This is a genomic window from Pseudacidovorax intermedius (assembly GCF_001476815.1).
GTDB classification, from domain to species: Bacteria; Pseudomonadota; Gammaproteobacteria; order Burkholderiales; family Burkholderiaceae_C; genus Xenophilus; species Xenophilus intermedius_A.
The window spans coordinates 19103-29501 of record NZ_LDSL01000024.1 but is presented as its reverse complement, the minus strand read 5'-3'; the positions used below and the strand labels follow the sequence as shown (position 1 = coordinate 29501).

At 70.6% G+C, this 10399-nt stretch carries 9 protein-coding genes and 1 pseudogene; 9 read left to right on the top strand and 1 reads right to left on the bottom strand.

What is annotated here, in order from left to right; translation table 11 throughout:
- Together NS331_RS03145 and NS331_RS03140 are read left to right on the top strand one after the other, a co-directional pair.
- On the top strand, positions 1-1599 hold a 1599-nt coding region (locus NS331_RS03145), incomplete at its 5' end, for a 3-hydroxyacyl-CoA dehydrogenase NAD-binding domain-containing protein (RefSeq protein ID WP_153012732.1).
- 66 nt (positions 1600-1665) lie between these two features.
- Complete coding sequence (locus NS331_RS03140; RefSeq protein ID WP_058640562.1) at positions 1666-2448, top strand: SDR family NAD(P)-dependent oxidoreductase; 783 nt, start codon at positions 1666-1668, stop codon at positions 2446-2448.
- A 594-nt stretch (positions 2449-3042) separates the two neighbouring features.
- On the opposite strand, the pseudogene NS331_RS27330 reads toward NS331_RS03140, so the two are convergent.
- Positions 3043-3177: pseudogene (locus NS331_RS27330) on the bottom strand (type II toxin-antitoxin system Phd/YefM family antitoxin); the annotation flags it as partial.
- A gap of 234 nt (positions 3178-3411) precedes the next feature.
- On the opposite strand from NS331_RS27330, the gene NS331_RS03135 reads away from it, so the two are divergent.
- The 7 genes from NS331_RS03135 to NS331_RS03105 all read left to right on the top strand — a co-directional run bounded on the left by NS331_RS03135 (position 3412) and on the right by NS331_RS03105 (position 10385).
- Positions 3412-4596, top strand: a complete 1185-nt coding sequence (locus NS331_RS03135; RefSeq protein ID WP_058640561.1) for an acetyl-CoA C-acetyltransferase — start codon at positions 3412-3414, stop codon at positions 4594-4596.
- Between the two features lie 131 nt (positions 4597-4727).
- On the top strand, positions 4728-5576 hold the full coding sequence (locus NS331_RS03130) for an ABC transporter ATP-binding protein (RefSeq protein WP_058640560.1): 849 nt from the start codon (positions 4728-4730) through the stop codon (positions 5574-5576).
- Positions 5560-6285: an ABC transporter ATP-binding protein gene (locus NS331_RS03125; protein WP_058640559.1), complete on the top strand. Its 726-nt coding sequence runs from the start codon at positions 5560-5562 to the stop codon at positions 6283-6285. The genes NS331_RS03130 and NS331_RS03125 overlap by 17 nt, the downstream gene beginning before the upstream one ends.
- 5 nt (positions 6286-6290) lie before the next feature.
- A complete protein-coding gene (locus NS331_RS03120; RefSeq protein WP_058640558.1) occupies positions 6291-7163 on the top strand; it encodes a branched-chain amino acid ABC transporter permease in 873 nt (290 codons plus the stop codon).
- A gap of 4 nt (positions 7164-7167) precedes the next feature.
- On the top strand, positions 7168-8175 hold the full coding sequence (locus NS331_RS03115; RefSeq protein ID WP_058640557.1) for a branched-chain amino acid ABC transporter permease: 1008 nt from the start codon (positions 7168-7170) through the stop codon (positions 8173-8175).
- Positions 8176-8214: 39 nt separating this feature from the next.
- A complete protein-coding gene (locus NS331_RS03110) occupies positions 8215-9039 on the top strand; it encodes an enoyl-CoA hydratase-related protein (protein ID WP_058640556.1) in 825 nt (274 codons plus the stop codon).
- A gap of 131 nt (positions 9040-9170) precedes the next feature.
- Positions 9171-10385: an ABC transporter substrate-binding protein gene (locus tag NS331_RS03105; protein ID WP_058640555.1), complete on the top strand. Its 1215-nt coding sequence runs from the start codon at positions 9171-9173 to the stop codon at positions 10383-10385.
- Positions 10386-10399: the final 14 nt, after the last annotated feature.

Genomic DNA, 10399 nt, shown 5'->3' with positions numbered 1-10399 from the left:
GACGCCGTGGCCGAGCCCGATGCATTGCGCGACGAGGCGCTGGCCCTGCTGCGCCGCTGCGTCGCCGGCGAGGTGGACTGGCGCGCCCAGGTCGCGCGCAAGCGCGCTGCCCTGCCCGGCGATGCCGCCACCTTCGCGGCGATGGCGCAGCAGGTGCTGGCCGAACTGGCCCCGCGCCTCGGCCGCCACCAGCCCGCCGCGCCCATGGCCCTGGCCATGATGGCCGAAGGCGCGGCGCAGCCGCGCGACGAGGCCCTGCGGCTGGAGGCCGAGGCCTTCGGCCGCGTCGCACGCACGCAGGCGGCGGCCTCCCTGGTGCGCACCTTCCTCAACGAGCAGGCCGTGCGCAAGGCGGCGAAGAAGCAGGCCGCCGGTGCGAAGGCGCCGGCCCGGGCCGCCGTGCTCGGCGCCGGCATCATGGGCGGCGGCATCGCCTTCAGCAGTGCGCTGGTCGGCATTCCCGTGCGCATGAAGGACATCCGCGCCGACCAGCTGGACCTGGGCATGACCGAGGCCGCCAAACAGCTCGCCCGCCGCGTGCAGGCCGGCCGCCTCACGCAAGCCAAGGCCGACGCGGTGCTCGCCGCCATCACGCCGCAGCTGGACGACGCGGGCCTGGATGCGGCGGACCTGGTGGTCGAAGCCATCGTCGAGCGGCTGGCGGTCAAGCAGCAGGTGCTGGCCGCGCTGGAGCCGCAGCTGCGGCCCGATGCGCTGATCGCCACCAACACCTCCAGCCTGCGCCTGGCCGACATCGCCAGGCCGCTGGCCCGGCCGCAGAACCTGGTCGGCATGCATTTCTTCAACCCTGTGCCGGCCATGCCGCTGGTCGAGGTCGTGCGCGGCCCGCAGACCAGCGACGCCGCCGTGGCCGCCGCGGTGGCCTATGCGCTGGCCATGAAGAAGACGCCGATCGTGGTGGCCGACGGCCCGGGCTTCCTGGTCAACCGCGTGCTCACCGCCTACTTCAATGCCTTCAACGAACTGGTGGCCGAGGGCGTGGATTTCACCGCCATCGACCGCGCCATGGAGGCCTTCGGCTGGCCCATGGGCCCCGCCTGGCTCAACGATGTGGTGGGCATGGACACCGGCGCCCATGTGGGCGACGTGATCACCGCCGGCCACCCCGCACGCATGCGCGCCATCGAGGCCAACCCGGTTCACCGCATGGTGCGCGCCGGCCGGCTGGGCCAGAAGAGCGGCGCCGGCTTCTACCGCTACGAACGCGATGCCGCCGGCAAGCCGCGCCGCAGCGCCGACCCCGCTGCCCAGGCCCTGCTGGCGGACCTGGCGCCCGGCGGCTTCACGCCCATGGCCGAGGAGGCCATCGTGGAACGCCTGATGCTGCCCCTGCTGGCCGAGGCCATCGCCGCGCTGGAGGACGGCAGCGTCGCCAGCGCCGCCGAGCTGGACATGGCCTTGCTGCTGGGCGTGGGCTTTCCGGCCTGGCTGGGCGGGCCGCTGCAGTACGCCGACTGGCTCGGTGCGGCCGAGTTGCTGCGACGGCTGGAGGCCCACGCCGCGCACGGCCCCGCCTATGCGCCGCCCGAGCTGCTGCGGCAGATGGCGGCGCAGCAGCGGCGCTTCCACCCGCTCTGAACCCTCACACGCCTTCGCCTGCCGCCCTGGCAGGCGTCCTTCACCACGACACAGGAGAGTCCCGTCATGCAACTCGATGCCACCATCGCCGCCATCGTCACCGGCGGTGCCTCCGGCCTGGGCGCCGCCACCGCGCGGCGGCTGGCCTCGCACGGCGTCAAGGTCGCGCTGTTCGACCTCAACGAAGCGGCCGGCGAGGCGCTGGCACGCGAGATCGGCGGCCTGTTCTGCGCCGTCGACGTGACCAACGAGGCCTCGGTCGACGCCGGCTTCGCCAAGGCCCGTGCCGCGCACGGGCAGGAGCGCGTGCTGGTCAACTGCGCCGGCACCGGCAATGCCGTCAAGACCGCCAGCCGGGACAAGGCCACCGGCGAGATCAAGCACTTTCCGCTGGCCAACTTCGACCGCATCATCCAGATCAACCTGGTGGGCACCTTCCGCTGCATCGCCAAGTCGGCGGCCGGCATGCTGACGCTGGAGCCCCTGGCCGATGGCGAGCGCGGCGCCATCGTCAACACGGCTTCGGTGGCCGCGGTGGACGGCCAGATGGGCCAGGCCAGCTATTCGGCCAGCAAGGCCGGCGTCGTGGGCATGACGCTGCCCGTCGCCCGCGACCTGATGGGTGAGGGCATCCGCGTCAACACCATCCTGCCCGGCATCTTCGACACGCCGCTGCTGCAGGGCGCCCCCGACAACGTCAAGGCCGCGCTGGCGGCCTCGGTGCCCTTCCCCAAGCGGCTGGGCAACCCGGCCGAGTACGCGCACCTGGCGGAGACGATGATCACCAACGGCTATTTCAACGGGGAATGTGTGCGGCTGGACGGGGCGATCCGGATGGCGCCGCGTTGATGGCGTGAAGGGCGCCTACGGGTGCGGCGACGCCGCCGTGTGGCATGCCCGTCCCGCCAGACAGGGGACCTTGTGCCGATACCTGTCGAAGACCTTCGCGGCGAAGCGCTCCGTCTGCCGCCGGAAGAGCGGGTGAAACGCGTCGAACGCCTGATTGCGAGCTTCGAACCTCGACCGGATTCGCAGGGCGCATGGCTGCAACGCGCCGCGGCACGACGGCCATGGTGCCTGCGGACGGGGCACTGGCGCGCGCGAAAGGCCCGCATCGCCAGCACCGGAAGCCGGGCCACTGGACGGAGCGTCGCGGCGGCTGACTGTCTGGCAGGCGCTTTTGGGGGGCCGTCTCACTTGTTCCGCGTGAAGTGGTCCATCATGAAGATCATCACGATGATGAACGCGATGATGAGCCAGTGAAGCAGCGTGAACTTGTGCATGGGACGCCCAGTCAATATGTCGCTGCCTTGTAGCGTAGCCCTGCCCAGCGCACGACTGTCGATTCAGAAAAGTCAGGGCAGACCATGCGCTCATGGCGCAAAGGGGTTGAACACCTCGACCCCCAGCGCCCTGAAATCCGCCATGTTGCGACTGAAGCCGGCGCCATTCCTGCACCGGCACCAGCACGGCTGCTTCGGCGCCGCGGCGGGTCACCATCTGCGGGCCTTCTTCGAGGCAGGTGTCGAGGAATTCGATGAATCGGGCTTTGGCGTCATGGACGGTCCATGTGTGCATGCGGAAAGCTTCCTTACGAACTGGTCAGCCAACCAGTCTGTCAGCGAGGCCGGATGCTCTCAAACGACCAGGTGCGGGACTGATCGCTTCGAAGGGTCTCGGCTTGGGACAGAGGCTGGCTGTTGCGCCGGGACCGCCGACGAAATTCGTCGCTTCGGACGAGCGACGCCGCCGCTCCCACCGCCCAGAATCCACGACGACTTCCGACGAACCGCACTGGAGACTGGAGACACCATGGCAGAAGCATTCATCGTCGCCGCCACCCGCACCGCCGGCGGCAAGCGCGGCGGCCGACTCTCGGGCTGGCACCCGGTGGACCTGGCGGCCCAGGTGATCGACGAACTGGTGCGCCGCGCCGATGCCGATCCGGCACTGGTCGAGGACGTCATCATGGGCTGCGTCAGCCAGGTCGGCCAGCAGGCCACCAACGTGGCGCGCAACGCGGTGCTGGCCTCGTCGCTGCCCGAGTCGGTGCCCGGCACCTCGGTCGACCGGCAGTGCGGCTCCTCGCAACAGGCGCTGCATTTCGCGGCCCAGGCCGTGATGAGCGGCAGCATGGACGTGGTGATCGCCGCTGGCGTGGAGAGCATGTCGCGCGTGCCCATGTTCACGCCCAACGCCCTGCCGCTGAAGGCCGGCCTGGGCGGCTACATGAGCCCGGCCATGCAGAAGCGCTACCCCGGCGTGGAGTTCAGCCAGTTCATGGGCGCCGAGATGATGGCCAAGAAGTACGGCCTGTCTAAGGAGCAGCTCGACGTCTACGCGCTGCAGAGCCACCAGCGTGCGGTGGCCGCCACGAACGAGGGCCGCTTCGCCAAGGAAATTCTCGCGGTCGAGGCCCGCAGCGCCGAAGGCGGCGCCGAGGGCGAGGGCCAGCCGCATGCGGTGGACGAGGGCATCCGCTTCAACGCCACGCTGGAGGGCATCGCCGGCGTCAAGCTGATCCAGGAGGGCGGCCGCTGCACGGCGGCCACCGCCAGTCAGATCTGCGACGGCGCCACCGGCGTGATGGTGGTCAACGAGCGCGGCCTCAAGGCGCTGGGCGTCAAGCCGCTCGCGCGCATCCACCACATGACCATGATCGGCCACGACCCGGTGATCATGCTGGAGGCGCCCATTCCCGCCACGCAGCGCGCGCTGCAGAAGGCCGGCATGAAGATTGACGACATCGACCTGTTCGAGGTCAACGAGGCCTTCGCGCCCGTGCCCCTGGCCTGGCTGCAGGTGACGGGCGCCGATCCGGCGCGCCTGAACGTCAACGGCGGCGCCATCGCGCTGGGCCATCCGCTGGGCGCCTCGGGCACCAAGCTGATGACCACGCTCGTCCACGCCCTGCACGACCGCGGCGGCCGCTATGGCTTACAGACCATGTGCGAGGGCGGCGGCATGGCCAACGTCACCATCGTCGAACGGCTCTGAGCCGCGGCCAGGACATCTCCACGGGCGATGTACGCCCGGTGACCCGAGACCGTTCAGGCTGAGCCTGTCGAAGCCCGGGTGCGGACCAGCGCGCGCTGGCCCTTCCATCACAACACCAGGGCAGGACTTCCATGACCCAGGACTTCGGAGACAGACACGCCGCCGCCGTCGCACCCCTGCTGCGCATCGAGGGGCTGTCGGTGCGCTTCGGTGGCATCGTGGCGCTCGACGGCGTGGGCTTCGACGTGGCCGCTGGCCAGGTCTGCGGCCTGATCGGGCCCAACGGCGCGGGCAAGAGCACGCTGTTCAACTGCCTCTCGCGCCTGTACGGCTGGCAGGCCGGGCGCATCGAATTCGCTGGCCGTGCGCTGGACACACTGCCGCGCCACCGCATGGCGGCGCTGGGCATCGGCCGCACCTTCCAGAACCTGGCGCTCTTCACCAGCATGACGGTGCGCGAGAACGTGCGCGTGGGCACGCACACCCACCAGCATGCGGGCTTCCTGCGCGACGCGCTGCGCCTGCCCGGCGTGCGGCGGCTGGAGGAAGAGGCCGAGGCGCGCACCGAGGAATTCATCGCCCTGCTCGACCTGGGTGCCGTGGCCGACCGCCGCGTCGCCGACCTGCCCTTCGGCACCCAGAAGCGGGTGGAGCTGGCCCGCGCCCTGGCGGCGCGTCCCCGGCTGCTGCTGCTGGACGAGCCGGCCTGCGGCCTCAACCACGAGGAGCTGGAAGGGCTGGGCGACCTGATCCTCGCGCTGCGTGCGCGGCTGGGCCTGACGGTGCTGCTGGTGGAGCACCACATGGGCCTGGTCATGCGGGTGAGCGACAAGGTGGTCGCGCTCAACTTCGGCCGCAAGATCGCCGAGGGCACGCCCGAGGCGGTGCGCCGCCATCCCGAGGTGATCCGCGCCTACCTGGGCGACGACGGTGCCGCCGAGCCGGCCCTGGAGGTGCGCCAGCATGCCCGCGCTGCTTGAACTGCGGGGCGTGCATGCCGCCTACGGCCCCACCGCCGTGCTGCACGGCATCGACCTGGACGTGCCCGAAGGCCGCGTCACCGCGCTGCTGGGCGCCAACGGCGCAGGCAAGACCACGCTGCTGCGGGCCGTCTGCCGACACATGGTGTCGGTGCGCGGCGAGGTGCGGCTGGCCGGCGAGCGCATCGACGGCCGCAGCACCGAGCAGATCGCCCGCCTGGGCGTGGGCCATGTGCCCGACGGCCGCGGCACCTTCGCGCACCTGACAGCCGAAGAGAACCTGCGCCTGGGCGCCCAGGCCCGGCCGCGCCATCCGGGCCGCGCGGCCATGGCCGAGGCGCTGGACCGCATCTATGCCTACTTCCCCCGGCTGAAGGAGCGGCGCGCGCAGCAGGCCGGCACCCTCTCCGGCGGCGAGCAGCAGATGCTGGCCATCGGCCGCGCCCTGATGGGCGAGCCGCGCCTGCTGCTGCTGGACGAGCCCTCCTTCGGCCTGGCGCCGCTGGTGGTGCGCGACATCTTCGCCATCATGCGGCGCATCAACCAGGAGCAGCGCATGGCCATCCTGCTGGTGGAGCAGAACGCACGCCTGGCGCTGGAACTGGCCGACACCGCCTACCTGCTGGAAACGGGCCGCATCGTGCTGCACGGCGCCAGCGAGGACGTGGGTCGCAACGACGCGGTGCGCCGCGCCTACCTGGGAGGCTGAGGACCATGGACGCATTCCTGCACCAGCTCTTCGCGGGCCTGGCCACCGGCGGCATCTACGCCACCGTCGCGCTGGCGCTGGTGATGATCTACCAGGCCACGCATCACATCAATTTCGCCCAGGGCGAGATGGCGATGTTCTCCACCTTCATCGCCTGGTCGCTGATGCAGGCGGGGCTGCCGTACTGGGCGGCCTTCTTCGCCACGGTGGCGCTGTCCTTCGTGGTGGGTGCGGCGGTGGAGTTCGCCATCATCCGGCCGATGCACAAGGCCACCGACCTCGCGCAGGTGGTGGTCTTCATCGGGCTGCTGGTGGTGTTCCACAGCCTGGCGGGCTGGCTCTTCGGCTACACGATCAAGGAATTCCCGAGCCCCTTTCCCAAGGACGCCTGGTACGCCAGCGCACTCATGTCGGCGCACGAGGTGGGCGCCATCGCCGTGGCGCTGGCCATCGTGGCGCTGCTCTTCGGCTTCTTCCGCCTCACGCCGCTGGGCCTGGCCATGCGGGCCGCGGCGCAGAACCCGGCCTCGTCGCGGCTGGTGGGCATCTCGGTGGGCCGCATGCTGATGCTGGGCTGGGGCCTGGCCGGCGCCATCGGCGCGGTGGCCGGGATGATGGTGGCGCCGGTGGTCTTCCTCGATCCGCACATGATGACCGGCGTGCTGCTCTATGCCTTCGCCGGCGCGCTGCTGGGCGGCATCGACAACCCGGTGGGCGCGGTGGTGGGCGGCTTCCTGGTGGGCGTGCTGGAGAACCTGATGGGCAGCTACGTGGTGGGCACGGAGCTCAAGCTCTCGGTGGCGCTGGTGCTGATCGTGGGCGTGCTGATCGTGCGCCCGGCCGGCCTGATGGGCCGACGCATCGTCAAGAGGGTCTGACCGCATGTCCACCCTGCTCACCTCCGATGCCCTGCCGCTGAAGGCGGCCCCCGCCGCGCGGCGGCTGTCGCCCTCGTCCGTCTTGGCGCTGCTGCTGATCGTGGCGGGCGTGGCCCTGGCCTTCATCGCGCAGGGCTACCAGCTCTTCCAGGCCACCATGGTGCTGGCCTATGCGGTGGCGCTGGTGGGGCTGAACATCCTCACCGGCTACAACGGCCAGATCTCGCTGGGCCACGGCGCCTTCTATGCCATCGGCGCCTATGCGGCCGGCATCCTCATGGACCGCGGCGGCGTGCCCTACTGGCTGGCGGTGCCGGCCGCGGGCGTCGTGAGCCTGGGGGTGGGCTACCTCTTCGGGCGGCCTGCGCTCAAGCTCGAAGGCCTGTACCTGGCGCTGGCCACCTTCGCGCTCGGCGTGGCCATGCCGCAACTGCTCAAGTACAAGCACCTGGAGGCCTGGACCGGCGGCGTCGGCGGCATCGTGCTGACCAAGCCCGAGGCGCCCTGGGGCCTGCCGCTGGATGCCGACCAGTGGTTCTATCTCTATGCGCTGGCCGTGGCGGTGCTGCTTTTCTGGGGCGCGCGCAACCTCATCGACAGCGGCAGCGGCCTGGCGCTGCGGGCCATCCGCGACCACGGCATGGCGGCCGAGGCCATGGGCGTGAACAACGCGCATGCCAAGTCCATGGCCTTCGCCGTCTCCGCCGGCTACACCGGCGTGGGTGGCGCGCTGGCGGCCATCGCGGTGCAGTTCGTGGCGCCGGATTCCTTCACCTTCTTCCTCTCCATCTCGCTGCTGGTGGGCATCGTGGTGGGCGGCGTGGGCACGCTGTGGGGGGCACTGTTCGGCGCGCTGTTCATCCTCTTCGTGCCGGGGCTGGCCGAGCAGGTGTCCAAGTCCGCGCCCTGGGCCGTGTACGGCGTGGTGCTGATCCTCTTCATGTTCGTGATGCCCGGCGGGGTGATGGGGTTGCTGCACCGGCTGCGGGCCCGGCTCGCGCGCCGTGGCTGAGCCCTCTCTGCCTCGACCTTCAATGCCCAAGGAAACCGCATGACCGCCGACACCGACACCGTGCTCCGCCTGCACCGCCACGACGAGGTGGCCGTGCTCACGCTGTGCAACACCGCCCGCCTCAACCCGCTGGGCATCGGCCTGCAGCAGCAGCTGCGCGCGCGGCTGGCCGAGCTGGCGGCCGATGCCGGCGTGCGTGCCCTGGTGCTGACCGGCGAGGGCAAGGGCTTCTGCGTGGGCGCCGACCTGCAGTCCATGGGCGGCGTGCCGGCCGGCGACGGGCGCACGCTGGGCGCGCACACGGCGGACACCATGCATGCGCTGTCCAACCGGCTCATCCTCGACCTGCAGGCCCTGCCCATGCCGGTGGTCTGCGCCGTCAACGGCGCGGCGGCGGGCGCCGGGGCGGGCCTGGCGCTGGCGGGCGACTTCACGCTCATGGCCCGCTCGGCCTACTTCTTCCTGCCCTTCCTGCCGCGGCTGGGCATCGTGCCCGACCTGGGCACCACCTGGTTCATCGAACGCCGGCTGGGCCGCGCACGGGCCATGGGCCTGGCGCTGCTGGGCGAGCGCCTGTCGGCCCAGCAGGCGCTGGACTGGGGCCTGGTGTGGGGCTGCGCGGACGACGCCGCGCTGCAGGACGAGGCGCTCGCCCTCGCCCGCCGTCTGGCGCGCCTGCCCGCCCATGCCGCGATGGAGGCGCGGCGCGCCCTCGACGCCGCTGCCACCGGCAGCCTGGCCGACCAGTTGCACTACGAGGCCGAGCGCCAGCGCGAACTGATCGATGGCGCCGCCTTCGCGGAGGGCGTGCGCGCCTTCGTCCAGAAGCGCGAGCCGGTGTTCCCGCCCCGCAGCGCAGGCTGATTCCCCCTGCGCCCGCCCAATCGTCGGAACCGACGATGGGCACCGGCAGAGGCGATTCCTACCATCGCCTCGCGACCCCGCACCAAGGCCCACACCACACAGAACGGGCCGACGACAACCAGGAGACAACCATGCGCCTTTCCATCGCACGCGGCCTGGGGGCCGCGCTTGCCACCTTCTCGATGCTGGCCCTGGCGCCTGCCGCGCAGGCCCAGAAGAAGTACGACACCGGGGCCAGCGACACCGAGATCAAGGTCGGCAACTTCGTGCCCTACTCCGGCCCGGCCTCGGCCTACGGCACCATCGGCAAGACCCATGCGGCCTACTTCGCCAAGCTCAATGCCGAGGGCGGCATCAACGGCCGCAAGATCACCTACCTGTCGGCCGACGATGCCTACAACCCGGCGCAGAGCGTGGAGCAGACCCGCAAGCTGGTCGAGCGCGACGGCGTACTGCTGATGTTCGGCGCGCTGGGCACCTCGCACAACCAGGCCGTGCAGCGCTACATGAACCAGCGCAAGGTGCCGCAGCTGTTCGTCTCCACCGGCGCCACGCGCTGGGGCGACCCCAAGAACTTTCCCTGGACCATGGGCTGGCAGCCCACCTACCAGCTCGAAGGCGCGCTCTTCGCGCGCCACATCATGGCCAACCGGCCCAATGCCAAGGTCGGCATCCTGATGCAGAACGACGACTTCGGGAAGGACTACCTCAAGGGCGTGATGGACGGCTTCGGCGACAAGGCCAAGCAGTTCGTGGTGAGCCAGCAGACCTACGAGGTGACCGATCCGACGGTGGACAGCCAGATGGTCGCGCTCAAGGGCTCGGGCGCCGACACCTTCATCAACATCACCACGCCCAAGTTCGCGGCCCAATCCATCCGCAAGGCGGCCGACATCGGCTGGAAGCCGGCCCACTACCTGGTGAGCGTGTCGCTGTCGATCAGCTCGGTCATCAAGCCGGCCGGTGCCGACAACGCGCAGGGCATCATCACCGCCAGCTACCTGCGTGAGCCCTCGGACCCGAGCAACCAGGGCACGCGCGAACTGGCCGACTACCTGGCCTTCATGAAGCAGTACTACCCGGCGGGCGACCCCAACGATTCGCTCAACGTCATCGGCTATTCGCAGGCCCAGACGCTGGCCGAGGTGCTGCGCCGCTGCGGCGACGACCTGACCCGCGCCAACGTCATGAAGCAGGCCGCGAGCCTGAAGATGGCCCTGCCCATGCTTTACCCGGGCGTCACGCTCAGCACCGGTGCTGACGACTTCTTTCCCATCAAGAAGATGCAGCCCGTGCGCTTCGACGGCACGCGCTACGTGCCCTTCGGCGAGCTGCTCGGCAGCTGAGACGGCAGCCACCA

What these genes read in the sequence shown, in the direction of transcription:
- NS331_RS03105 (WP_058640555.1), top strand. Translation starts at nt 9,171, where the DNA reads ATGCGCCTTTCCATCGCACGCGGCCTGGGGGCCGCGCTTGCCACCTTC.
- NS331_RS03110 (WP_058640556.1), top strand. Translation starts at nt 8,215, where the DNA reads ATGACCGCCGACACCGACACCGTGCTCCGCCTGCACCGCCACGACGAG.
- NS331_RS03135 (WP_058640561.1), top strand. Translation starts at nt 3,412, where the DNA reads ATGGCAGAAGCATTCATCGTCGCCGCCACCCGCACCGCCGGCGGCAAG.
- NS331_RS03140 (WP_058640562.1), top strand. Translation starts at nt 1,666, where the DNA reads ATGCAACTCGATGCCACCATCGCCGCCATCGTCACCGGCGGTGCCTCC.
- NS331_RS03130 (WP_058640560.1), top strand. Translation starts at nt 4,728, where the DNA reads ATGACCCAGGACTTCGGAGACAGACACGCCGCCGCCGTCGCACCCCTG.
- NS331_RS03115 (WP_058640557.1), top strand. Translation starts at nt 7,168, where the DNA reads ATGTCCACCCTGCTCACCTCCGATGCCCTGCCGCTGAAGGCGGCCCCC.
- NS331_RS03120 (WP_058640558.1), top strand. Translation starts at nt 6,291, where the DNA reads ATGGACGCATTCCTGCACCAGCTCTTCGCGGGCCTGGCCACCGGCGGC.
- NS331_RS03125 (WP_058640559.1), top strand. Translation starts at nt 5,560, where the DNA reads ATGCCCGCGCTGCTTGAACTGCGGGGCGTGCATGCCGCCTACGGCCCC.